The sequence below is a fragment of the Halorarius halobius genome, from assembly GCF_024298865.1.
Lineage (GTDB): Archaea > Halobacteriota > Halobacteria > Halobacteriales > Haloarculaceae > Halorarius > Halorarius halobius.
The window spans coordinates 3,086,308-3,109,181 of record NZ_CP101161.1 but is presented as its reverse complement, the minus strand read 5'-3'; the positions used below and the strand labels follow the sequence as shown (position 1 = coordinate 3,109,181).

General features: G+C 68.9%; 20 protein-coding genes. 6 read left to right on the top strand and 14 right to left on the bottom strand.

The features are described 5' to 3' along the window. Positions 1–50: 50 nt before the first annotated feature. The 3 genes from NL112_RS16660 to lrpA1 form a co-directional block, all read right to left on the bottom strand. On the bottom strand, positions 51–605 hold the full coding sequence (locus NL112_RS16660) for an FAD-dependent oxidoreductase (RefSeq protein WP_255149979.1): 555 nt from the start codon (positions 603–605) through the stop codon (positions 51–53). 67 nt (positions 606–672) lie between these two features. Then, positions 673–1,209: an SRPBCC family protein gene (locus NL112_RS16655; RefSeq protein ID WP_255149978.1), complete on the bottom strand. Its 537-nt coding sequence runs from the start codon at positions 1,207–1,209 to the stop codon at positions 673–675. 100 nt (positions 1,210–1,309) lie between these two features. Then, complete coding sequence (gene lrpA1, locus NL112_RS16650) at positions 1,310–1,738, bottom strand: HTH-type transcriptional regulator LrpA1 (RefSeq protein ID WP_255149977.1); 429 nt, start codon at positions 1,736–1,738, stop codon at positions 1,310–1,312. 130 nt (positions 1,739–1,868) lie between these two features. On the opposite strand from lrpA1, the gene NL112_RS16645 reads away from it, so the two are divergent. Then, on the top strand, positions 1,869–2,525 hold the full coding sequence (locus NL112_RS16645) for a class I SAM-dependent methyltransferase (protein WP_255149976.1): 657 nt from the start codon (positions 1,869–1,871) through the stop codon (positions 2,523–2,525). Between the two features lies 1 nt (position 2,526). Here NL112_RS16645 and NL112_RS16640 read toward each other — a convergent pair whose 3' ends face one another. Further along, on the bottom strand, positions 2,527–3,462 hold the full coding sequence (locus NL112_RS16640) for a thiamine pyrophosphate-dependent enzyme (protein WP_255149975.1): 936 nt from the start codon (positions 3,460–3,462) through the stop codon (positions 2,527–2,529). A 2-nt stretch (positions 3,463–3,464) separates the two neighbouring features. Next, entirely contained in the window at positions 3,465–5,363 is a 1,899-nt protein-coding gene (locus NL112_RS16635; RefSeq protein WP_255152614.1) for a 2-oxoacid:acceptor oxidoreductase subunit alpha, read from the bottom strand. A 246-nt stretch (positions 5,364–5,609) separates the two neighbouring features. Between NL112_RS16635 and NL112_RS16630 the strand changes: the two genes are divergently transcribed. The 3 genes from NL112_RS16630 (at position 5,610) to NL112_RS16620 (ending at position 10,911) form a co-directional block, all read left to right on the top strand. Continuing rightward, on the top strand, positions 5,610–6,329 hold the full coding sequence (locus NL112_RS16630) for a DICT sensory domain-containing protein (RefSeq protein ID WP_255149974.1): 720 nt from the start codon (positions 5,610–5,612) through the stop codon (positions 6,327–6,329). A 106-nt stretch (positions 6,330–6,435) separates the two neighbouring features. Further along, a complete protein-coding gene (locus tag NL112_RS16625) occupies positions 6,436–8,388 on the top strand; it encodes a COG1361 S-layer family protein (RefSeq protein ID WP_255149973.1) in 1,953 nt (650 codons plus the stop codon). After that, a complete protein-coding gene (locus NL112_RS16620) occupies positions 8,389–10,911 on the top strand; it encodes an efflux RND transporter permease subunit (protein WP_255149972.1) in 2,523 nt (840 codons plus the stop codon). Positions 10,912–10,926: 15 nt separating this feature from the next. Here NL112_RS16620 and NL112_RS16615 read toward each other — a convergent pair whose 3' ends face one another. The 7 genes from NL112_RS16615 to NL112_RS16585 all read right to left on the bottom strand — a co-directional run bounded on the left by NL112_RS16615 (position 10,927) and on the right by NL112_RS16585 (position 17,573). Beyond that, positions 10,927–11,718: an N-acyl homoserine lactonase family protein gene (locus NL112_RS16615; RefSeq protein WP_255149971.1), complete on the bottom strand. Its 792-nt coding sequence runs from the start codon at positions 11,716–11,718 to the stop codon at positions 10,927–10,929. Positions 11,719–11,742: 24 nt separating this feature from the next. Further along, positions 11,743–12,636 carry a hypothetical protein gene (locus NL112_RS16610; protein WP_255149970.1) on the bottom strand — a complete coding sequence of 298 codons (894 nt, stop codon included), beginning with the start codon at positions 12,634–12,636 and terminating at the stop codon, positions 11,743–11,745. Positions 12,637–12,676: 40 nt separating this feature from the next. Next, complete coding sequence (locus NL112_RS16605) at positions 12,677–13,519, bottom strand: ZIP family metal transporter (RefSeq protein WP_255149969.1); 843 nt, start codon at positions 13,517–13,519, stop codon at positions 12,677–12,679. A gap of 33 nt (positions 13,520–13,552) precedes the next feature. Beyond that, entirely contained in the window at positions 13,553–14,515 is a 963-nt protein-coding gene (locus tag NL112_RS16600) for a nucleotidyl transferase family protein (RefSeq protein ID WP_255149968.1), read from the bottom strand. 109 nt (positions 14,516–14,624) lie between these two features. Then, positions 14,625–16,277 (bottom strand): long-chain fatty acid--CoA ligase, encoded by a 1,653-nt coding sequence (locus NL112_RS16595; protein WP_255149967.1) that lies wholly within the window; start codon positions 16,275–16,277, stop codon positions 14,625–14,627. Positions 16,278–16,399: 122 nt separating this feature from the next. Further along, complete coding sequence (locus tag NL112_RS16590) at positions 16,400–17,062, bottom strand: O-methyltransferase (protein ID WP_255149966.1); 663 nt, start codon at positions 17,060–17,062, stop codon at positions 16,400–16,402. 40 nt (positions 17,063–17,102) lie between these two features. Continuing rightward, positions 17,103–17,573 (bottom strand): DUF4395 domain-containing protein, encoded by a 471-nt coding sequence (locus NL112_RS16585; protein WP_255149965.1) that lies wholly within the window; start codon positions 17,571–17,573, stop codon positions 17,103–17,105. Between the two features lie 138 nt (positions 17,574–17,711). Here NL112_RS16585 and NL112_RS16580 point away from each other — a divergent pair, with 138 nt between their 5' ends. Further along, the gene (locus NL112_RS16580) at positions 17,712–18,533 is read left to right on the top strand and encodes a hypothetical protein (RefSeq protein ID WP_255149964.1); all 822 of its coding nucleotides are present in this window, start codon (positions 17,712–17,714) and stop codon (positions 18,531–18,533) included. Here the strand turns inward: NL112_RS16580 and NL112_RS16575 are convergent. Both NL112_RS16575 and NL112_RS16570 read right to left on the bottom strand, forming a co-directional pair. Next, entirely contained in the window at positions 18,514–19,926 is a 1,413-nt protein-coding gene (locus tag NL112_RS16575) for a class II fumarate hydratase (protein WP_255149963.1), read from the bottom strand. The genes NL112_RS16580 and NL112_RS16575 overlap by 20 nt on opposite strands. A gap of 85 nt (positions 19,927–20,011) precedes the next feature. Continuing rightward, positions 20,012–21,214, bottom strand: a complete 1,203-nt coding sequence (locus NL112_RS16570) for an FAD-dependent oxidoreductase (RefSeq protein WP_255149962.1) — start codon at positions 21,212–21,214, stop codon at positions 20,012–20,014. Between the two features lie 117 nt (positions 21,215–21,331). On the opposite strand from NL112_RS16570, the gene glpK reads away from it, so the two are divergent. Next, entirely contained in the window at positions 21,332–22,873 is a 1,542-nt protein-coding gene (gene glpK, locus NL112_RS16565) for a glycerol kinase GlpK (protein WP_255149961.1), read from the top strand. Position 22,874: the final 1 nt, after the last annotated feature.

The following is a 22,874-nucleotide window of genomic DNA, read 5'->3' as shown; positions in this document are numbered from 1 at the left end:
GGCTCTCGCCGGGGCGAGAAACCGCTGTCGGTCCCGGCCGCGGTCCCCGCTTACTCGGCGTCGGCGGGCGTGTCGAAATCGTGGAAATGTTCGCCCTTCTCCTTCGTAAGGACGTTCAACGCCGCGGCGGCGCCGTCACCCGCCGAGATGACGGCCTGCCACTCCTCCTCGCGGACCATCGCGCCCGTCGCGTACGCGTCGGCGACCGAGGTCTCCATGGTCACGTCCACGTCGACGACGTCGCCGTCGAACGCGCAGTCGAGCCCCTCCGCGAGGCTCCGGTCGGTCCCCGTGGCGAGCACGACGTAGGTCGCCTCGTACTGGTCGTCCTCGGTGGTGACGTGGAACCCGTCGTCGGTCGCCGCCACGTCGGTCACCTCCTCGCCCTGGTGGCGGTCGGCACCGAACCCGTCGACCTGTCCGCGGCCGGTCTCGAGGAACTCGTCGCCGTCCATCGACTCGATGCCGAGGTAGTTGAACAGGTGTGCCTTGTGGAGCCACGTGTCGTCGGTGTCGAACACCGCCGTGTCGAGGCCGTTCTTCGCGGTGAAAAGCGCCGCGCTCAGTCCGGCGGCGCCACCGCCGACGACGATTACGTCGTACATGGGGTCGGTCGTTCGGGCGGCGCGGAGTTAACTGTGCGGCCCGCTCCCGGAGCGAGTGGACGCGCGACTACTCCTCGGTCTCGTCGCCGTGGACCCAGGCGGGTATCTGCTCGCGCTCCAGCAGTTGCTTGGTGCGACGGTGCCGGGAGCGGAACATCGGTTCGAACCCGAGGTCGGCGAACTGCGCGGCCTGCTCGCCCAGCGCGCCGAACGGGAGTTCGAACTCCACGCGGTCCGACACCAGAGTCTCGCCCGTGTCCGCGTCGTCACCCGAGTAGAACCGATGAGTGTGCTCCCAGTGGGGGAACGGGCCATCCTCCATCACGTCGACGAAGTGGGCCTTCTCGTCGCTCTCCTCGCGCTCGGTGATGACGGAGGTCCACGTCTGTCGCGGCCCCACGTCGAACGGTCGCATGCTCATCTCGATGCGGGTTCCCGCCGCCAGAATCCCGGGGTCCTCCTCGCCGTCGGGGCCGACGACGCGCTCGACCCGGAGGTTCATGAACTCGGGCGTCACCGATGTCAGCCCCTCGATGCGGGAGTGGAACGCCCAGACGTCTTCGAGCGGCGCGTCCACCCACGTCTCGCGGTGGTAGGTCGGCATGTCAGTGGATAGGGGCGTGGGTGGGAAAACGCTCGCGGTTGCGGCCGTCGCCCACACGCGCCAAAGCAACCGCGAGCGACGAGCGAGGTGTAAAACGGGGTTATTTCAGCCGCTCCTGCAGGAACGACGGATGCGCCTCCTCGACGCCGTCGACGGCGAGGATGTCCTCGGCGATGATCCGACCCACGGCGTCGCCGTCCGCGGCCCGTACCTCCGCCATCAGGGTGTGGTCGCCGGAGGAGGCGTACAGCGACTCGACGAACTCGAGCTGTTTCAGCTCGCGTGTGGCTTCGACGTACCGCTCGCTGGCAACTTCGAGTCCGACGAGCGCGATGGACCGCGACGCGAGCTTCTTCGGGTCGATGTCGGCGGAGTAGCCGACGATGACCCCCTCCGACTCCAGTTTGTCGATGTACTTGCGGACCGTCGGCTTCGAAACCCCCGCCCTGTCGGCAATCTCCGCGTAGGAGGCTTGTGCGTCCTCCTCCAGCACATCGAGGATGCGCTGTTCCGTCGAGTCGACGCTCATGCATCGGGATTTGGCGTCATAGAAAAAATACCTTCCGAATCGATAAACAGGGTTCGACAGTTCACGCGAGTAGTGGACGACGCCAGTTTCGGGGGGACCACTCTTGGCCCGGGGGAGTCTCGAGGGGGACATGCAACCGCACGACGGGGACGGACGGGCGGAGCGGGCGCGCAGTCGTCGCCGCTGGAACTTCTGGAGCAGTCGGTGGGGGCTGGTGGAACGCGACTCCGCCGGCATCCGACGGGAGACGGTCGAGGCGGCGGCCATCGAGCGCGGCGATGTAGTCCTCGACATCGGCTGTGGCCCGGGCGTGAACTTCGAGATGCTCCGCGAGTCGGTCGGTCCCGACGGCCACGTCGTCGGCCTCGATTTGAGCGACGGGATGGTCGAGCGGGCCCGCGAGCGGGTCCGGGAGCGGGGCTGGACGAACGTCGAGGTGGTGCAGGCCGACGCCACGCACCCGCCGCTCCGGACCGAGCGGTTCGACGCGGCCGTGGCGACGACGGCGCTCGTGGCGATGCCCGACATCGCGGCGGCCGTCCGCGGCGTCCACGACGCGCTCCGGCCGGGCGCCAGGTTCGCCGTCTACGAACTCCGGCCCGTACCTCGGGGCCCGGCGCGCGTGCTGAACCCCCTGGTCCGCCGGTTCTTCCGGCTGTTCGGCAACTGGAACGAGGAGGAACGGGCGCTGGACGTGCTGGCAGAGGTGTTCGGCGCCGTCGAACTGCTCGACGAGTACGCGCTCGGGACGAACGTCGTCGCCGTCACGGGGAAAGCGACGGAGTAGGCTACTTGTGGGCGTCGAGCAGTTCGTACGAGCGGCGGGGTTCGCGCTCCTTGTCGAAGTACTGCTCGGCGATGGGCTGGTCCGGCGCGGCGCCGGTGGCCTTCTTCTCCTCGTGGTACGAGCGGCGCTCGTCGTCGCGGTAGTAGCGACCCGTCAGCACCTTCCCCTCGTACAGCGCCGACTCGGTCTCGTACATCGCCTCGTGGGCCTCGCGTCGGTCCGTCACGTCGAACTCGTACTCGTCGTTCTGCTGGATGTCGATGTAGGGGACGTACTGCTTGGCGTCCTTGTTCCAGGTCGGACACTGGGTGAGGAAGTCGACGTGCGAGAACCCGTCGTGCTGGATAGCCTCGACGAGAATCTCCTTGGCCTGGTTCGGGTTGACCGCCGCGGTGCGGGCGATGTACGAGGCGCCCGCGGAGTGGGCCATCGACATCGGGCGGATGGGGTCCTTCGCGGAGCCCTCCGGCTGGGTCTTCGACTTGTGGCCCTTCGGGCTCGTCGGGGAGGTCTGGCCTTTCGTCAGCCCGAATATCTCGTTGTTGAACACGATGTAGGTCATGTCGTGGTTCTCCCGGGCCGTGTGCATGAAGTGGTTGCCGCCGATGCCGTAGCCGTCGCCGTCGCCGCCCGCCGCGATGACCGTCAGTTCGGGGTTGGCGAGTTTGGCGGCCCGGGCGACCGGGAGCGACCGGCCGTGGATGGAGTGGAAGCCGTACGACTCGAAGTACGACGACAGCTTCCCTGAACAGCCGATGCCCGTCACCAGCAGTATCTCCTCGGGGTTCAAGCCGAGTTCGGCGGCGGCGCCCTTCAGCGCCTTCAGCACGCCGAAGTCGCCACAGCCCGGACACCACGTCGCCTGCGGTTCGATTTCGGGGGTGAACTCGTTCTGGTCTATCTCGCGGTCCTCACCGATGGCTGAGAATGCACTCATGGTCAATCACCTGCCGCCTTCTGGAGCGTGGCGGTCGTGTGTTCGAACTCCTGGCCGTCGATAGCCGACTCGAAGCCGTCGACGATTTCGGCGGGTTCGAACGGGTTGCCGTTGTACTTCAGCAGACTCGCCAGCTTCGGGCCGTACTGCCCGAGTTCGCGCTGGACGAGTCCGCGGAACTGTGCGGTCGCGTTCATCTCGACGACGAGACACTCGTCGACCGACTCGAGGAACGCCGTCACCTCCGCCTCCGGGAACGGCATCAACTGCGAGACGCCGAGCGCCTTCACGCTGTGACCGTCCGCGACGAGTCGGTCGACGGCCTCCTCGACGGTGCCCTGCTGGCTCCCGTACGTGAGGATGCCGTAGGTGGCGTCCTCCTCGCCGGGGTCGTACAGCGTCTGGTGGGTCTGCTCGCGGTCGTTCAGTTTCTCCTGGATGTCGTCGAGTTTCCGGAGTCGACGGTTCATCTGGGCGACCCGGTTGTCGGGGTCCTCGGAGATGTGGCCCTCCGGCGTGTGTTCGTTGCCCGACGCGAGGAACCGGCCGCCCTTCTGGCCGGGGAGCGAGCGGGGCGACACGCCGTTCTCGGCGTCGTGCTGGAACCGCTGGAACTTGCCGGAGGCGTGGTGGGCCGCCTCCGTCAGCTCCTCTTCCGTCAGCGTCGACCCGAGCCCGGCCGTCGGTTCGCGGTCGAAGAAGTCGGCGTCGACGTTGCGGAGTTCGCCCGACAGCTTCTGGTCGTACATCACGATGGCCGGGAGCTGGTAGTCGTACGCGAGTTCGAACGCCGTCCGGGTCTGCTCGTACGCCTCTGTCACCGTGGCGGGCGCGAATACGACGCGGCAGGAGTCGCCCTGACTCGTGTAGAGGACGTGCTCGAGGTCACCCTGCTCCGGCTTCGTCGGCATCCCCGTCGAGGGGCCCGCCCGGGTCGCCTCCACGAGGACGATGGGCGTTTCCGTAATCTCCGCGAGGCCGAGCGGTTCGCTCATCAGCGCGAAGCCGCCGCCCGAGGAGCCGGACATCGCCTTCGCGCCGGCGTGTGAGGCGCCGAGCGCGAGCGAGGCGGCGGCGATTTCGTCCTCCACCTGTTCGGCGACGCCGCCGAACTCGGGGAGATACTGGGTCATCAGCGTGAACACCTCCGTCCACGGAGTCATCGGGTAGCCCGCGATGAACCGACAGCCCTCGTCGAGCGCGCCGAACGCGATGGCGTTCGACCCCGAGAGAAGCGCCTGCTCGGTGTCGTGGTCGCCCTCCGGAACGGTGATATCGTGGTCGGTGCTCTGTCCCTCGACTTGCTCGTAGGCGTCCTCCAGCACCGCGAGGTTCGCCTCGAACACGTCCTCGGGCATCCGCTCTTCCATCAACTCCTCGAAGTACGAGAGGTCCATGTCGAGCAGGGCGGCGCTCGCCCCGACACCCGCGGTGTTGCGCATCACCTCGCGGCCGTGCTCCTTGGCGATGCTCCGCAGGTCGATGGGGTAGACGTGCCAGTCGTTGGCCTCGGCGCGCTCATCGAAGTCCTCGGGGAGGTCCTCCTCCTCCAGGAGGCCGGTGTCGTAGACGATGATGCCGCCCTCGCGGAGGTCGTCGAGGTTCTCCGTGAGCGGTTTCACCTCCTCGTTGCCGTAGTAGGCTTCCTCCTGGGGGTTCCGGGCGAACGAGTCGCCCAGCGCGAGCAGGAAATTGTAGCCGTCGCCCCGCGACTTGACCGGTTCGTCGCGGGCCCGGACCTCGACGTAGGTGTGGCCACCGCGGATGCGAGACGGGTAGTGGCGGTGGGTGAACACGTGCAACCCGGACCGCATGAGCGCCTTCGTGAAGTTCTGGCTCGTCGAGTCGATTCCGTCACCGGAACCGCCGGCGACGCGCCAGATGAGTTCGTCCTGTGTCATGGTAGCACCGGCGTCGGACGACGCCATTACCGGACGGTCGGTTCCGGCGGGCAAAAGGGTTTGTGAGTCAATAGCATAGAATAATCATGATGAAGGAGTATTAATCCATACAAATACTCGTCCCGAGTCCCTCCGGAGACGCCGGGTTTCACCCGGTCGTGACCTCCACGCGAGAACATCCCAGCCGCTGGATACGTCGCCGTGGGTTATATACGTGAGAATGTCGTTCCGCTACCTGACACCCGAATGTCGCTGACCGAACTGATCGAGGGGGTCGAGTCCCACGAGAAGACCCTCCAAGTGTTCAACGCGGACCCCGACACGGTGGACACGTTGCGCGCGCAGTTCGGGGACCGCAACCTCACCGTCCGGGGCGAGGAGACGCCGTCCGGTGAGCCGAGCGCGTTCGTCGTCCTCTCGAAGGACGGCGAGTTCGTCACCGGTGTCAGCGTTGGGGAGGTGCTTCCCGAGGACCGGGAGGCCGACCCCGGGTTCGAGGCCGACTCCTACCGACCCATCCTCGATCACCTCGACGAGACGCTGTTCACCTCCTACGACACCGAGCAGATGATTTCGGCGTCACGGGAGATAGAGGACCGCGCGTGGCGGCTCGGCAAGGGTGAACTCCACGCCGGGTTCCAGAAGCTCTCCATCCTCGAACCCCAGATGGACGTCTACCAGCGGCTCGCGGAGAAGGACGGTCTCGACGTCCACGCGTACGCCGCCCCCGACCAGGATGTCCCCACACACGATACGGACATGACTATCCACGTCGAGCGCGCCGACGAGATTCGCGACTCGTGGTTCGTCGTCTACGACGGGGCCGGCGTCGACGTCAACAAATGCGCCCTGCTGGCCGAGGAGCGGGAACCGCGTGCATTCTACGGTTTCTGGACGTACGACCCGGACACCGTCGACTGGCTCGTCGACTACCTCCAGACCTCCTACGGACTCGTCGAGCAGTAACGCCACCCATCCAGTTTCGACGACTCGGGAGCGTCGGTGAATAAACGCTGATAAACTCGTCAGTAATTTACAGGGGCTTATCAATCGGGCACCCATCAGGTCGCCCATGGATACCCGACGGAGCCTCCACATCCTGCGCCGTGTGGGGGTCATCGCACTCGTTCTCGCACTGGTCGTTCCGAGCGCATCTCTCGGTGCCGTCTCCGGCTCACCCGACCTCTCGGTGTACGCGACCGACAACCGCGTGTCGCCGGGCGAGTCGACGAGCCTCCAAATCTCCGTCGTCAACGCCGGTGATATCGAGTTCGGGTCGCTTCAGAACCCGACGCTGAACCAGGAAGTGACGACGGCCCGTGACACCGCCGTCACGGTACGGAGCGGTGATGCGCCGGTCGAGGTCCAGAGCGGGACGGCCGCGCTCGGCTCCGTTCCCCGTGGCGCGGCGTCCACCCAAATCGAGTTGTCCGTGGACGAGGGGGCGGACCCGGGGACGTACCGACTGCCGGTCAGGATTAGATACACGTACACCAGTTCGATTAGCGACAGCGGCTACCACTTCGAGGACAGAGGGGGGATCAACACCTACCTGAAGATAAAAGTCGTCGAAGACGCCCAGTTCGAGGTCGTCTCCGTCGACACCGACGCCGCGGTCGGGGGTAACGGTCAGGTTGCCGTGACGTTGCGCAACGACGGTGCCGCGGCCGCCGAGGACACCACCGTCTCGCTCGCGTCGACGAGTGCCGACCTCTCGTTCGGCCCCACCGGCACCGCGGAGACGTTCGTCGGCGACTGGGAGACGGGCGAGACGCGGATGGTCACTGTCGGCGCCAGCGTCGCGGGCGACGCCACGGTGCGGCGACTCCCGCTGTCCGCGACGGTGTCGTGGACCGACAGCGACGGCGACCAGGCCACCGAGACGCAACGAACCGGCGTCGTTCCCGAAGCCGAAAGCCGTCTCGTCGAGGGGAACGTCTCGACGACGGCCGCCCCGGGGGACAGCGGCGAGGTGACGGTCCAACTCACGAACGGCGGTTCCAGAACGCTCCACGACGCGACGGTGTCGCTGTCCTCGTCGAACGGCGCGCTCACGTTCGGAGGCGCGCCCAGCGCCTCGACGTTCGTGGGTGACTGGGCTCCGGGCGAGAGCCGGTCGGTCTCCGTGGAGGCGGCGTTCGCGGCCGGCGTCGAGCGGCGGGCGTATCCGGTCGACGTCTCGGCGTCGTTCACCAGCGCGGACGGTCGACAGGGCCGGACCAGCCCGGTGACGCTCGGCGTCGAACCTGCCGCCGAGCAGTCGTTCGACGTGGCCGGTCCCGAGGCGACCCTCCGCGTCGGCGCCGAGGGCACCCTCTCGGGGTCGCTCGTCAATCAGGGCCCCGACACCGTCGAGAACGCGGTGCTGGTGCTCCGGGAGACGGGGAACAACGTCGACGCCGTCGAGACGGAGTACGCGCTGGGCGACCTGGCGGCCGGGGACCAGGCACAGTTCAGTTTCGACATGGATGTGTCGTCGTCGGCCCGCGACGGCCCCCGGCAGTTCAGCTACGAGGTCGAGTACGAGGGCGACGACGGCTCGACGCTCACGAGCGACCCGCTGTTCGTCCGCGGCGTCGTCGCGCCGGCCCGTGACACGTTCGACGTCGACGTCCAGCAGTCGACGTTCTCCGCCGGGTCGAGCGGCCGGTTCACCATGGAGGTGACCAACGCCGGCAACGAGACGGTGTCGGACGTCTCCGCGAAGTTGTTTGCCGACTCGCCCGTCTCGGCGAACGACGACGAGGCGTTCGTCGACGAACTCGGCCCCGGCGAATCGGCGACCGTCTCGTTCGGCGTCTCCATCGCGGGCTCGGCCACGCCGAAGACGTACCCGGTGTCGCTCGACTTCCAGTACACCGAACCCGACGGCGACACGAAGCTGTCGGACACCTACCGGCTCCCGGTGACCGTCGAGGAGAGCGGTGGCGGCGGCCTGCTGTTCCTCGGCGGTGGGACGGCGGCGGGCGTCGGCGTTGCGGCGCTCGCGCTGGTAGCCATCGGCGGCGTGCTCAGGGTCCGGTAGATGGATTACCAGCGGCTCATCGACCGCGCTGACCACTACATCGTCGAGCGGTCCCGGCTGGTCATCCTCGCGTTCCTGCTGGTGACTCTCGTGTTCGCCGTCGGCCTCGGCGCGGTGTCGACGGACGCCGGCACGTCGGCGTTCTCCCAGGACATCCCCGCGGAGAAGGCGTTCCAGCAGGTCAACCAGAAGTTCTCGCCGTCCTTCTCGGACGACTCGGGGACGACACAGCTGATACAGTCGGGCAACAACGTGCTCGGGAAGCCGGCGCTGTTGCGGATGCTCGAGGTACAGGAGCGAGCGGCCGGTCACGACTCGCTTCGGGTCACGTCCACGTCGAGCGCCGCGACTATCGTGGCGACGACGCTCGACCCCTCCGCGCGGTCGCCGGGGGCACAGATACGCGCCGTCGAATCCGCGACTGACGGCGAGATAGACGCCGCGGTTCGAACCGCCGCCGAGCGCAACCCGCAGTTCTCGGGGCTGGTTTCGAGGGACTTCAACCGGGAGTGTGCCTGCGCCTCGGCGACCATCGGGGTCGTCACCCACGAAGTTCCGGCGGGCATCTCGGGCGGTTCGGGACAGGGCGGCGCCTCGCCGCTGACGCCGATACAGCAACGGATGCAACTCGTCGTCGACAGCGTCCAGGGCGCCGGCGACATCCGCGTGTTCGGCTCCGGAATCATCGCCCAGGAGTTCTCCAGCGTCATCGTCGACTCGCTGATCATCGTCGTCCCCGCGGCGGTGGTGTTCATCCTGCTGTTCCTCGTCATCTCCTACCGTGACCTCGCGGACCTGTTGCTCGGCGTGCTCGCGCTGGCGATGACCATCGTCTGGACGTTCGGGTTCATGGGGCTGGCCGGCATCCCCTTCAACCAGATACTCATCGCTGTGCCGCCGCTGTTGCTGGCGGTGGGCATCGACTTCGGCATCCACACGGTGAACCGCTATCGCGAGGAACGCGAGCGGGGCGTCGACCTCGCGCCCGCGATGCGGACGACCACCGACCAACTGCTCGTCGCGTTCGGCATCGTCACCGGGACGACCGTCATCGGGTTCGGGGCGAACCTCCTGTCGGACCTGCCGCCGATTCAGGACTTCGGCATCGTCGCGGCGGTCGGCATCACGTTCACGTCGCTGGTGTTCGGCGTGTTCCTCCCCGCGGCGAAGGTTGAACTCGACCGGCTCAGACAGGAGTACCCCATCCCGACGTTCTCGACGACGCCGCTCGGCAACGAGGGGTCGACGCTGGGGCGTCTGCTCTCCGGCGGCGTCCCCCTCGCCCGGCGGTTCGCGGTGCCGTTCCTCCTGCTCACGCTCGTCGCGTCCGGGGGGATGGCGTTCTACGCGACGGGGGTCGACACCTCCTTCTCGAACGACGACTTCCTCCCGCCCGAGGAGAACCCCGACTACCTGACGTCGCTCCCCGAGCCGTTCGCACCGTCGGAGTACTCGGTGACCGCGGTGACGAACTTCCTCGAGGAGGAGTTCGAGTCCGGGCAGAGCGACTCCGTCACGGTGTACGTGGAGGGGCCGCTGTCACGGGACCCGGCGCTGGAGTCCATCTACAGGGCCGGCGACGACCCACCTAGCTCGTTCGTCACGGACGGGGGCCACGCGCAGTCGACGAGCATCGTCACGGTCATCCGCGACTACCAGCGGCAGGACCCCGAGTTCCGCGAACTGGTCGCGCGAAACGACATCGACGACGACGGCATCCCGGACGACAACCTCGATACGGTGTACGACTACCTGCTCGACTCGCCGGCACGCGACCGCGCGCTCAACTACATGACCGCCGACCGGCGGAGCGCACAGGTCGTCTACACCGTCGAGTCCAGCGCCAGCCAGGCGGAGATAACGGCCGACGCACGGACGGTGGCCGACCGCTACCGGTTCGAGGCGACCGCCACGGGCTCCGTGGTCGTGTTCGAGTCCATCTCGGACCTCATCCTCCGGTCGGCGATTCAGTCGCTCGTCGCCGCGCTCGTGGGGACGGCGCTGTTCCTCGTCGCCATCTACTGGGTCATCGAGGGGGAGCCGACGCTGGGGCTGGCGAACCTGTTCCCCATCGTCGTCACCGTCGCGTTCATCGCGGGGTCGATGCGGCTGTTCGGCATCTCGTTTAACGCGTTCACCGCGACCATCCTCGCCATCACCATCGGTCTCGGCATCGACTACTCGGTCCACATCACCCACCGCTTCGTCGACGAGTACCACGAGCGCCCGCTGTACGAGGCGCTCGACCGGACTGTCCGTGGTACGGGCGGCGCGCTCGCCGGCTCGATGCTCACCACCGTGTTCGGCATCGGGACGCTCGTGCTGTCGGTGTTCCCGGCAATCGGCCAGTTCGGCACGCTCACCGGCCTGTCGGTTGTCTACTCGTTCATCGCGTCGCTGTTCGTCCTGCCGGCGGCGCTGGCAGTCTGGGCACGCTTCACCGACGGCACCGGCGGGACGCCGTCCCCGGACACCGACTCTGCGGCCGAGTCGCCGGCCGCCGAACGCTCGCCGTCCGACTGACCGTCGCCGGGCCGGTCACCACGTCTCCCCGAACCGGTCGAGCATCGCCGTGTCGTGGCCCAACAGCACGTCAGCGTCGTGTTCGAGTTCGAGTTCGTGGAGCCGGTCGAGGCTCTCGCGCCACGCTCGGTTGTCCCACAGCAACGAGGCGGCCATCGACTGGCCGTCGTAGTTCTCCTGCCAGTACGCCTCGTCGCCCGCCACGAGGAGCGTCTCGTCGCCGCGGTCGATTCTCGCGCCGAGCAGGCCGGGCGTGTGACCCGGCAGATGCAACAGCCGGAAATCCTCGTACAACAGGTGGTCGCCGCGCACGACCGACCAGTTCAACTCGCGGTCGAAATCCGGCGGGAAGTAGGCGACGCTCCCGGTGTCGGTGTTGCCGGAGCGGTACGCGTACTCCAGTTCGCGGGCGTGGACGTACACCGGCGTGTCGGTCCCCTCGAAGTGGTACAGTCCCCCGGCGTGGTCGAGATGCAGATGGCTCATCACCACGGCGTCGATGTCGTCGAGGGCGTAGCCCGCGGCCGCGAGGTCGTCCTCCAGGTCGTGTTCGCCGGCGTCGACGTGGGCGAACGCCTCGTACAGCGGCGCGGGCCAGTAGTCGTCGCCCGCCTCGGGATGCGAGCCGGTGTCCCACAGCACCGTCCCCTTCGGGTGGTCTATCACGAGGTTCCACACCAGGAACTCCTCGTAGCGGAGGTCCGGGTTCGGGTTCGAGGCGGTGGCGACCGTCGACCCGTCGAGGACGAAGTTGGCGTCGGCTTCGATGCGGCCGCGGTCGAGCAGGTGGACGTCCACGTCTGCCATACCGGCCGTAGAGGCGCCCCGGGCTTAACTGTCCGCCGGCGTCACCGTCACGGTGGTCGTCGGCTGGTCGACGAACGTGGGGTCCTCGTCGGCCGACCGCGTCGCGTTCAGCGCCTCTGTCAGCCACGCCGGCCGCCCGACGCTGACGTTTCCGACGTCCGTGACGACGAACGCGGTCCGGAGGCGGACCGGGGCGCCCCGATAGCGCCCCTCGGCCGTGACGCGCATCGACCGGACGAGTCCCTCGCGGGTGACGACGGCGACGAGCCGGTAGTCCCCCGTCACGGTGACGTTCACCTGCTTGCGAACGTCCTCGATGTCGCGGGCGACGAGGACGTACTCCGTGGTGCCGTTGGCCTGCCGCTTTCCCGCGACCCGCGGGTCCTGGTCCGCGAGGAAGCGTGCGACGCTCCCGCCGCGGCCCCGGTTCGGATACTCGCGCGCCTCGTCGCGACGGTAGTGAACCGCGTCGTCGTTCACGAGGCGAACTAGCTTCAGCGTCTCGTTCATCCACTCGGTATGAGAGGTGAAATGCGGGCTGTCCGGGGGGAGACGGTGACCCGACACATCGTAGACGAACAGCCGCCGGTCCGCGGTCGGGGACTCGCGGTGCGTGAACGTCCGGGCGTACAGGACGGTGCCGTTCGAGAACCGGTAGACGGTACGTATCGTCCGCCGATGCGAGCGGTTCCGCAGATAGGCGTCGTGGGCCCCGGACAGTCGCTCGGCGTCGACGACGCCGCCCCTCGTCAGGCCGGGCGCGAGGGCTTCGGGCGTCGACGTTCCGTTCGGGACGGGCGCAGGGCTCGTGACTGGTTCGGGCGACGGACTGTCGGACGAGACGGGCGTGCCGCTACACCCCGCGACGAGCAGACAGCCCACGAGGAGAGCGACGTAGAGCGGGCGAGGACTGACCACGACGGGAGCAATCGGCGCCCGATGATGAACGTTCCGGGCGCTACCCCAGCGAGATATCGAGATACAGCATCACGATGACGCCCGCGAGCGTGCCGAGCGTGGCGACCCGCTCGTAGCCGCGAGTGTGGGTCTCGGGGACGATTTCGTCGCTGATGACGAACAGCATCGCGCCCGCGGCAAACCCCATCGCGTACGGGAGCAGGGCAGACACCGTGGCGACGGCGTACGCGCCGAGCACCGCCAGCGGTATCTCGACGATGCCCGACCGGATGCCCGCGACGGCGGCGTAGAACCGGCGGTCGAGGCCGGCGTTGATGGCCGCGACCGACACCGCCAGCCCCTCGGGGATGTTCTGGATGCCGATGGCGAGCATCAGCGGAATCGCGGTGGCGGGGTCGCCGCTCCCGAAGCCGACGCCAACGGCGAGTCCTTCGGGCATGTTGTGGAGCGTAATGGCGAGGATGAACAGCACGACGCCCGACAGGCGGTCGTCGTCGATGGGGAGGTCGTCGCTCGGATTCGCGGCGTCGGTGCGCCGTCGGCCCGAAAGCAGGTAGTGGGCGTGCGGGACGAGCACGTCCGAGCGGTCCAGGAACAGCGCACCCAGTGCGACGCCGACCAGCACCGGGAGCGGGTCGCCGTTCGAGTACGTCTCGATGCCGGGGATGATGAGGCTCGTGAACGCCGCCGCGAGCATCACGCCCGCGGCGAAGCCGAGCGCCGCGTCGAGCGCGCGCTCGGAGGGGTCCCGCCAGACGAACACGAGCGACGCCCCGAGCAGGTTGAGTCCGGCGATGACGACGCCGCCGATGAACCCGTTCACGACGACGTTCGAGCCGAACAGCCCGGTCAGTTGGTCGACGACGAGCGGGACCCCGTGCATCCTGCGACGGGATACTTCCCGCCCTCCCTTTAGCTATCCGGTGGCACTCGTCGCCCGCCACGCCTCGGCGAGACGGGCGAACACGTCGGCACAGTCGTCACGGGTCGCGCTCCCGGCCGGCACCAGCGGCGGCAGGAGTCGAGCGGTGGCGTCCGCCGCCGCGTCGTCCGCGTTCACGACTGCCTCCCTGATGCGGCCGGGCGACATGGCGAGATTGACGTCCGACCCGGGGAGGCTCTTGGACATCTTCGGCGCGCCGTCGCGGCCGGGGACGAGGCGGGTGTAGAGCCCGACGATTTCCCCCGCGACGTCGGCGCGGGCCCGCACCGCGTCGAGTTCGCGGGCCAGCCCGACGTTGTCCGCGCCGCCGACGAGCAGGACCCGCTCGTAGTCGTCGTCCATCAGCGGGCGGACGGTGTCCGCGACCAGAAGCAGGCCAGCGAGTTCCCCGGAGAGGTCGCTCACGTCGTCGCCGGGGTCGACGTCGTCGTACGCCGCGTCGAGCCGTTTCTCGAACGCCGTCGGGTCGTACTCCGGTTCCGCCCGCTCGCCCGTGTAGTCCGGGGCCAGCAGAAACGCCGTGCGAGCGAGGTCGGGGTCCTCGCTCTGCACGACGAGGCGACCCTCGGCAGGGTCGAAGCCGCACTCGCGGGCGAGCGTGCGGTAGCGGGCGGCCCGGGTCTGCACCGTCTGGAGGTCGACCCCGCGGCTGTTGTAGACGACCAGGTCCGCGAGAACGAGTTGGACGTCGAACCCCGCCCGCTGGAGCGTGACCGCGGTGGCCAGTTGGCCGACGGTGCCGACGTGGGGCGTCCCCGTCAGCGAAACGCCGACGGAGACGAGCGTCTCGGCGGGCGTCGCGGCCGCCAGCGCGTCCGCGTCCTCGACGAACGCGAACCGCCGGTGTGCGGCCTCGACAGAGAGGCCGCCGACCGCCACCTCGACCGGGTCGTAGCCACGGGTCCGCCGCACCTGCTCGTAGTGCGCATCGAGCATCGGCGGCGGTTGGAGCGCCGGACTGAAACGTTAATCTGTGGAACGGTACCGCATGACATGATAGGTGTCCGGCAGTTGCTCGGCGGACGAAAAACGGGGAGAAACGGCGTCAGTCGTCGGACTCGGGGGCGGCGTCCTCGGGGACGTTACCCTCGACGAGCGACTGGTCGGCGTACTCCTCGCGGAGGTCCTTCTTCGAGAACTTGCCCGTGGCGGTCTTGGGCACCTCCTCGATGAACTCGATGTCGTCCGGGAGCCACCACTTGGGGTAGTCCTCGCGGAGCATGTCGTACACCTCGTCGACCAGGGTGTCGCGGTCGGCGTCCTCGCCGGGCACGACGAACGCGACCGGCCGCTCCTGCCACTTCTCGTGGGGGACGCCGATGACGGTCGCCTCCGCCACGTCGTCGTGGGCCATGATGGCGTTCTCCAGTTCCACCGACGAAATCCACTCGCCGCCGGACTTGATGACGTCCTTCGCGCGGTCGACTATCTTCAGATAGCCGTCGGGGTCGACCGTGACCACGTCGCCGGTCTTGAGCCAGCCGTCCTCGAAGTCCTCCTCGTTGGCCTCGGGCCGCTGGAAGTACTCCTTGGTGACCCAGGGGCCGCGGACGTACAGTTCGCCGAACTCCTCGCCGTCCCACTCGATGCGCTCGCCGTCCTCGTCGATGACCTTGAACTCGAGGCCGGGCACCATGATTCCCTGCTTGGCCCGCTTCTCGACCTGGGTGTCGTACGCCTCGTCCTCGAGGTTGCCCTTGAGATGAGAGACGCTCCCGATGGGCGACATCTCGGTCATGCCCCACGCGTGGAGCAGTTCGACGCCGCGGTCGTCGAACCAGCGAATCATCGACTCGGGGGCCGCGGAGCCGCCGACGATGACCGTATCGAGCGTCGAGAGGTCGACGTCGTTCTCCTTGCAGTAGTCCATCAGGCCGAGCCACACCGTCGGGACGCCCGCGGTGACGGTGACGCCCTCCTCCTCGATGAGCGAGGCGATGTCCTCCGGTTCGGGCGAGGGGCCGGGGTAGACGTGTTTCGACCCGCCCGCCGTCGCCGTGAACGGCATCCCCCAGGCGTTGACGTGGAACATCGGGACGACCGGCATCACGACGTCGTCGTCGGCCATCGGGATGCCCTGCGGCGTGAGCGTCGCCATCGTGTGGCTCCAGAGCATCTGGTGGGTGTACTCGACGCCCTTCGGCCGCCCGGTGGTGCCGGAGGTGTAACACATCCCCGCCGGCTGGTCCTCGTCGATGTCGGGCCAGTCGTAGTCGGTCGGCTGGTCCGCGATGAACTCCTCGTAGGCGACGGCGTCGATGCCCTCGGGCACCTCCTCGCCCATCAGCACGAAGTCGACGCCCTCGAACTCCTCGCTGTCGGCGGCCGCGCCCGCCAGTTTCTCGGCCAGCGATGGGTCGACGAACACGAGTTCGTCGTCGGCGTTGTCGACGATGAACCGGATGTGGTCGTCCGGGAGGAGCGGGTTGATGGTGTGAAGCTGTGCGCCGATAGTGGGTACGGCGAAGTACGTCTCGAAGTGGCGGCTGGTGTTCCAGCAGAACGTCGCTACCCGGTCGCCCTGCTCGATTCCGTGCTCGTCGAGCGCGTTGGCGAGTTTGGCCGCTCGGTCGGCGTACTCGCCGTACGTGTACCGCTGCATCCCGTCGTGGTTGCGGGAGACGATTTCGGTGTCGGCATAGAGGTTCTCCGCGCGCCACAGGAACGGTCGCAGTGTCTGGTCGTGTCCGCCTGGCATAGCGTGAGGGAGTCGGGTCGCGCGTGCCTTCATTCTTGCCACCCGCATGAACGGCCTACCGTCGTATGCCGGCGGGTATTTGCCAGTAATCTGCCACGAGTGGGCGACGCCGCAGTACGGCGTCAGTCCACGCGGTAGCCGACGGCGACCCCCTCGCCAAGCGGCAGGAGGACCGTCTCGAAGGCGGGGTCGTCACGCATCGCCACCAGCAGGTCCGCGACCCCCTGCGTTGCGTCGTCGGCGTCGTACTCCCGGCCCTCCAGGCCCGCGAGGATGCCGTCGACGTCCAGCGGCCCCGCGGTGATGGCGTTGTCGACGAGCACGACGCCGCCGGGGGCGACCTTCCCGCGGACGGCCTCGAACGCGTCCGGATAGCGTTCCTTGTCGTGGTCGATGAGCACCGCGTCGAACGGCCCGTCGTACCGCTCGACAACGTCGAGCGCGTCGCCGTGCTCGAACCGACAGCGGTCGGCGTAGCCACCCCGCTCCAGATACTCGCGGGCGTCCTCGAGTTCGCTCTCGTCCACCTCGGTCAAGACGAGTTCGCCGTCGGCGGGCAGGGCATCGGCGAACCAGTAGGCCGAGTAGCCGAACCCCGACCCGAACTCGAACACGCGCTCGGCGTCGACCATCCGCGCGAGCAGGCGGAGCCACGCGCCCACCTCCGGGCCGACGGTCGGGAACCCCGCCTGGTCGGCGCGGGCGTCCATCTCGTCGATGACCGCGTCCGTCTCGGTGAGCCCGCGGGCGAGGCGAGCGACTGTCTCGTGGGGGACGTCGTGCATACCCCGTCCGTCGACCGCGAGGGAGAAAAGTCCTCCAGGCTCAGACGACGCCCAACTCGCGGAAGAACCGCACCTGGCGGTACATCCGACAGCCGACACAGAGGTCGAGCGCGGCGGCGACGGCCGCGAGTGTGCCCACCATCGCGGCGACGAGGAGCGCCGCGAGCGCGAGGTCAGCGAGCCACAGCGCGCTCGCCGCGACGGTGAACGTCGCACCCATCAGTTTGGCGAAGCGGTGTGGCGAGGCGGCTTCACGCTCGTCGGGTGCCCCCACGAACGGCACCATCACGCGTTTCCAGAAGAACCCGTAGAGGTCGAGCCGCCAGCCCGACAGGAGGCTCACGGCGAGGACGGCCGCGACGGCGAACAGCGGCGCGGGGTTCCGCGTCGCCAGAAACGCCGCCATTCCCGCCGCCGTAACCGTCTGCCCGAACCGGGGGGCCCGTGGGTCGACCATCGCCACCTGCGTGGCCTCCGTGCCCGAGGCCGACCCTGCAGTCTCCGTTGCCATGGACGACCGCACGGGCGTCGACGGGATTCGCCTGCGCCTTTCGGCAGATGTCACGGCCACCTGTGACGGCTCGACCGGGATGGCGGCAACACGGGCCGGAACTCGCGGGCACTTGCCGCGGCCGCCGGAAAGGGAGGCGTGAGACGGGCGCTTCTCGTCGTCGCGGCGCTTCTGCTCGCGGGGTGTGGTGGGGTCACCGGCCCGGACGCCGTCTCGTCGCCCCGCCCGTCGGTGACGCCCGCGCCGGTGCCGACAGAGGACCCGACCCAGTACCCGCCGGGGCTCCGCGAACGGTCCGTGAACGCGACGGCACTGTCGGCCGCCCACGAGCGCGCACTACGAGGGTCGAGCTACCGGTACCAGTTCGACCGCCGCATCGGCCGGCCGGAGCCGGGTCTCGGCGCGGTGTACGTCGGGCCTCGGGTCACCGTCGAGGCGACCGGTCCCCGCCGGTACAGCGTGGTCAGACAGCGGCTCACCGAACGGGGCGGCGGTCTCTCGGTCACGACGTTCCAGCGTGCCCGCTACGCCGACTCCGACCGGGTCCTGTTCAGGACGGGGAACGGCACGAGCCGCCGGCCGTTCCGCCCCAACGACACCGCGTACGGGGCGCGGCTCGCGGGCGACGTGGTGGGCCAGTATCTCGCGGTGGGGACGGCGAGCGTCCGGGCGTTCGACAACGGGAGCGCGCTGGTTCGGGGCAACGGGAGCCGCGCCGTCGAGGGTGTCGACTACCGGGTGACGGCGATGGTCTCGTCGACGGGCGTCGTCCGCCGGTTCGACGCGCTGTACGTGCGCAACGGTCGGGTCAACTTCGCCACGTACCGGCTCGGTTCGCCGCCGGCCAGCGTGACGCCGCCTCCGTGGGCGAACGGCTCGACGGAGACGGCGACGGCCGCGACCTCGCCGACCACCGCGGTGAACGCGACTGCGACCGACCTCAGTCGTCCCCGAGGATGACCCGGTGGGTCATCTTCTCGGGGTCGAGCACCTCCTCGGCCTCCTCCTCGGAGAGGTAGCCCTCCTCGACGACGACCTGTTTGACGGTCTTCCCCTCGTCGAGCGCCTTCTTCGCGACCTTCGAGGCCTTGTCGTAGCCGATGGTCGGGTTGAGCGCCGTCGCCAGCGCCATCGACTGCTCGACCTGCGCCTCGCAGGTCTCCTCGTCGGCCTCCAGTTTGGCGACGAACCGCTCGGCGAACGTCTCGCTGGCGTTCGTCAGCAGGTGGGCCGATTCGAGGTAGTTGTGCGCCAGCACTGGCTTGTAGAGGTTGAGGTCTATCTGCCCCTCGGCGGCGCCCGCGTTGACGGCGGCGTCGTTGCCGACGACCTGCTTGTGGACCTGGTTGACGGCCTCCGCGACGACCGGGTTGATTTTCCCTGGCATGATGGAGGAACCGGGCTGGTTCTCCGGCTGGTCGATTTCGCCGAGGCCGTTGCGCGGGCCGGACGCCAGCAGACGGAGGTCGTTGGCTATCTTGTTGAGACTGCCCGCGACCGTCCGCAGTGCGCCGTGGGCCTCGTTCATCGCGTCGTGAGCCGCCTGCGCCTCGAAGTGGTCGTCGGCCTCGCGGAACGCGATGCCGGTCTCCTCGGCGATGTAGTCGGCGGCCCTCTCGGGGAACTCGGGATGGGTGTTCAGCCCCGTGCCGACGGCCGTCCCGCCGAGCGCGAGTTCCGCGAGGCGGTCGCGGCTGTCCTCGACCCGCGCGATGCCCTTCTCGACCTGGGTGCGGTAGCCGCCGAACTCCTGGCCGAGACGGACGGGGGTGGCGTCCTGGAGGTGCGTGCGGCCCGTCTTGACCACGTCGTCGAACTCCTCTTCCTTCTCGCCGAGCGCGTCCGCGAGCGTCTCCAGCGCGGGTAGGAGGTCCTTCTCGGCGGCCTCCAGCGAGGCGACGTGCATCGCCGTCGGAATGACGTCGTTCGACGACTGGCCGTAGTTGACGTGGTCGTTCGGGTGGACGACCCGGTCGCCGATCTCCTTGCCGAGTATCTCCGCCGCACGGTTGGCGATGACCTCGTTGGCGTTCATGTTCGAGGAGGTGCCGGAGCCGGTCTGGAACACGTCGACCGGGAACTGGTCGTCGTGGTCGCCGGCGATGACCTCGTCGGCCGCCGCGACGATGGCGTCGGCCTGCTCGTCGTCCAGTAAGCCGAGGTCGTTGTTCGCCTGCGCGGCGGCCTTCTTCACGATGCCGAGCGCGCGGACGAACCGCCGCGAGAAGGTGATACCCGAGATGGGGAAGTTCTCGACGGCGCGCTGGGTCTGTGCCCCCCAGTAGGCGTCCGCGGGCACCTGCATCTCCCCGAGGCTGTCCTGTTCGACGCGGTAGTCTTCGTCGTCGCTCATGGTCGAGCGGTCGCGGGGTCCGAGGTAAAAGCCACCGAAACGGGCGGACGTGGCCGCCGTCACGACTGGCGGTCGGACGCGCCGGTCAGGCGTGTCGGTCCGTCAACCCGTCGAGGTCGAACCGGTCGAGCGCCGCATCGAGCCGTGCGGGGTCGTCGTGGCCCGGAAGCGGCCGCTCCGTGGTCACCGAGTCGGCGTCGACGCCCAACCGGTCCGCGACGAGGTCCGCCGTCGCCTCGGCCATCGCCCGGTACGTCGTCAGTTTCCCGCCGACGACGCTGACCAGCCCCGGCCGGCCGTCGCGGTCGGCGTGGTCGAGGAGACTGAACCCCCGCGAGAGCGCCGTCGGCCCGTCCGCGTCGGCGTTCGGTTCGTACAGCGGCCGGACGCCCCAGTAGGCGCCGTCGAGGTCCGCCTCGGCCAGCGCGGGCACCACCGGCGACAGTTCCTCGAACAGGAGGTCGAGTTCCCACTCCTCGGTCGGGTAGTCGTCGGGGTCGTCGACGGCCACGTCGGTCGTCCCGAGGATGGCCGCCGAGCCGCTGGGCACCACGATGTCGCCGGACGTCTTCGGCCGACAGCGGTTCACGACGGCGTCGACACACCGGTCGACGACGGCCATCGCGCCCCGTGAGGGCGCCATCGACACATCGACGTCCGCGAGCGCGGCCACCTGCCCGGCCCACGCGCCGCCGGCGTTGACGATACAGTCGGCCCGGAGCCGTTCGTCGGCGTCGAGTTCGACGCCGACGGCGCGGTCCCCCTCGACGAGCACGTCGGTCACGGCCGTCCGGTCGCGGATGTCCGCGCCCGCATCTTCAGCCGCGAGTGCGGTCGCCGCGACCAGCCGAACCGGGTCGACGGCGGCGTCGGGCACCGCGAGCGCGGCCTCGACGTCGGGCGCGAGCGCCGGTTCCCGCTCGCGGGCGGCCGCCCCGTCGAGCCGTTCGACCGGGATGTCACAGTCGCGGCAGGCTGTTTCGAGGTCGCCGAGGTAGCCGTCGGGGTCCGACGGGAGCGAGACGAACAGCCCGCCCGTGTCCTCCAGACAGTGTGGCGCTATCTCCCGGAGGACGCGGTTCTCCGCGATGCAGGCACGGGCCGATTCGGGGTCGGAGACGGCGTAGCGGGCCCCCGAGTGACAGAGCCCGTGCATCGCACCGCTGGCCCCGTCCGCGAGGCGGCCACGTTCGACGAGCGTCACGTCCACCCCTCGCGTCGCCAACTCGCGGGCGATGCCGGTCCCCGTCGCGCCGCCGCCGACTACGACCGCCGATGTGGATGTCATTCGGTCGCCCGAGGGTGGGCCGGCGACCCACTTGGGCCTGTCGTCGCGGCCCCGCGGAAGCTTTAATCCGCTGTTCGGGGACGTTCCGGCAGGACCGCCGAGTGCGGTCGGGACGCCATGACCGAGGACAGCTACGTCGGCGCGATAGACCAGGGGACGACAGGCACGCGGTTCGTGGTGTTCGACCACGCGGGGCAGGTGGTTGCGGACGCCTACGAGCGACACGAACAGCACTACCCCGAGCCGGGATGGGTCGAACACGACCCGACCGAGTTGTGGGCGAACACGAAAGCGACCGTACAGGCGGCGCTGTCGGAGGCGGGCATCGACGCCGACCAGCTCGCGGCAGTGGGCATCACGAACCAGCGGGAGACGACCGTCCTGTGGGACGCCGACACCGGCGAGCCGGTCCACGACGCCATCGTCTGGCAGGACCGGCGGACGACCGACCGAATCGAACGGCTCGAGGCCAGCGGCGACGCCGAGTGGATACGCAAGCGCACGGGGCTCGAACCGGACGCGTACTTCTCCGCGACGAAACTAGAGTGGCTCCTCGACCACGCGGACCCGATAGAGCCGGACCGCCCCGGCGTGGGGAGCGTCCGCGACCGGGCCGAGGCGGGCGAACTACTGTTCGGCACGGTCGACGCGTGGCTGACGTACAAGCTGACCGGCGAGCACGTCACCGACGTCACGAACGCCTCGCGGACGATGCTGTTCGACATCCACGACCTCGCGTGGGACCCGGAGTTGCTAGCGGAGTTCCGCGTTCCCGAGGCGGTGTTGCCCGAAGTGCGGCCGTCCAGTCCCGTGGAGCCGTACGGCCACACCGACGCCGACGGGTTCCTCGGTGCCGCGGTGCCGGTGGCCGCCGCACTCGGCGACCAACAGGCCGCGCTGTTCGGGCAGACCTGCTTCGACGCCGGCGACGCGAAGAACACCTACGGCACGGGGTCGTTTCTCCTGATGAACACCGGCGAGCGGGCCGTCGAAAGCGACCACGGCCTGCTCACGACTGTCGCGTTCCAGCGCGCGGGCGAACCGCCACGGTACGCGCTCGAAGGCTCCATCTTCGTCACCGGCGCGGCCATCGAGTGGCTGGAGGACGTGTCCCTCGTCGACGACCCCGCGGAGACGGCGGCGCTGGCCCGGTCGGTCGACTCGACGGACGGCGTCTACGTCGTTCCCGCGTTCACGGGACTGGGTGCGCCCCACTGGGATGGCCGCGCCCGCGGCACCGTCGTCGGCATTACTCGGGGGACCCGCCGCGAACATCTCGTCCGCGCGACGCTGGAGGCCATCGCGTTCCAGACGCGGGACGTGACCGAGGCGATGGAGGCCGACGCCGGCATCGAGACCCGGTCGCTCCGCGTCGACGGCGGTGCCGTGCGCAACGACTTCCTCTGTGGGTTGCAGGCGGACGTGCTCGGCACCGACATCGTCCGCCCGGTGGTCGACGAGACGACGGCGCTCGGCGCGGCGTACGCCGCGGGGCTGGCCGTCGGCTACTGGGACTCGCTTGACGCACTCCGGGAGAACTGGGCCGTGGACCGGACGTTCACGCCCGAGATGGACCCCGCGGAGGCCGACCGCCGGTACGAGCGGTGGGGCGAGGCCGTCGAGCGGTCGCTCGACTGGGCCCGCGACGACGAGCCCTGAC

Excerpts from the sequence above, each read along its gene's own strand:
- NL112_RS16600 (WP_255149968.1), bottom strand. The coding sequence starts at position 14,515 with ATGCTCGATGCGCACTACGAGCAGGTGCGGCGGACCCGTGGCTACGAC.
- NL112_RS16625 (WP_255149973.1), top strand. The coding sequence starts at position 6,436 with ATGGATACCCGACGGAGCCTCCACATCCTGCGCCGTGTGGGGGTCATC.
- NL112_RS16575 (WP_255149963.1), bottom strand. The coding sequence starts at position 19,926 with ATGAGCGACGACGAAGACTACCGCGTCGAACAGGACAGCCTCGGGGAG.
- NL112_RS16595 (WP_255149967.1), bottom strand. The coding sequence starts at position 16,277 with ATGCCAGGCGGACACGACCAGACACTGCGACCGTTCCTGTGGCGCGCG.
- NL112_RS16645 (WP_255149976.1), top strand. The coding sequence starts at position 1,869 with ATGCAACCGCACGACGGGGACGGACGGGCGGAGCGGGCGCGCAGTCGT.
- NL112_RS16635 (WP_255152614.1), bottom strand. The coding sequence starts at position 5,363 with ATGACACAGGACGAACTCATCTGGCGCGTCGCCGGCGGTTCCGGTGAC.
- NL112_RS16585 (WP_255149965.1), bottom strand. The coding sequence starts at position 17,573 with ATGGCAACGGAGACTGCAGGGTCGGCCTCGGGCACGGAGGCCACGCAG.
- NL112_RS16660 (WP_255149979.1), bottom strand. The coding sequence starts at position 605 with ATGTACGACGTAATCGTCGTCGGCGGTGGCGCCGCCGGACTGAGCGCG.
- NL112_RS16570 (WP_255149962.1), bottom strand. The coding sequence starts at position 21,214 with ATGACATCCACATCGGCGGTCGTAGTCGGCGGCGGCGCGACGGGGACC.
- NL112_RS16605 (WP_255149969.1), bottom strand. The coding sequence starts at position 13,519 with ATGCACGGGGTCCCGCTCGTCGTCGACCAACTGACCGGGCTGTTCGGC.
- NL112_RS16655 (WP_255149978.1), bottom strand. The coding sequence starts at position 1,209 with ATGCCGACCTACCACCGCGAGACGTGGGTGGACGCGCCGCTCGAAGAC.
- lrpA1 (WP_255149977.1), bottom strand. The coding sequence starts at position 1,738 with ATGAGCGTCGACTCGACGGAACAGCGCATCCTCGATGTGCTGGAGGAG.
- glpK (WP_255149961.1), top strand. The coding sequence starts at position 21,332 with ATGACCGAGGACAGCTACGTCGGCGCGATAGACCAGGGGACGACAGGC.
- NL112_RS16640 (WP_255149975.1), bottom strand. The coding sequence starts at position 3,462 with ATGAGTGCATTCTCAGCCATCGGTGAGGACCGCGAGATAGACCAGAAC.
- NL112_RS16620 (WP_255149972.1), top strand. The coding sequence starts at position 8,389 with ATGGATTACCAGCGGCTCATCGACCGCGCTGACCACTACATCGTCGAG.
- NL112_RS16630 (WP_255149974.1), top strand. The coding sequence starts at position 5,610 with ATGTCGCTGACCGAACTGATCGAGGGGGTCGAGTCCCACGAGAAGACC.
- NL112_RS16590 (WP_255149966.1), bottom strand. The coding sequence starts at position 17,062 with ATGCACGACGTCCCCCACGAGACAGTCGCTCGCCTCGCCCGCGGGCTC.
- NL112_RS16615 (WP_255149971.1), bottom strand. The coding sequence starts at position 11,718 with ATGGCAGACGTGGACGTCCACCTGCTCGACCGCGGCCGCATCGAAGCC.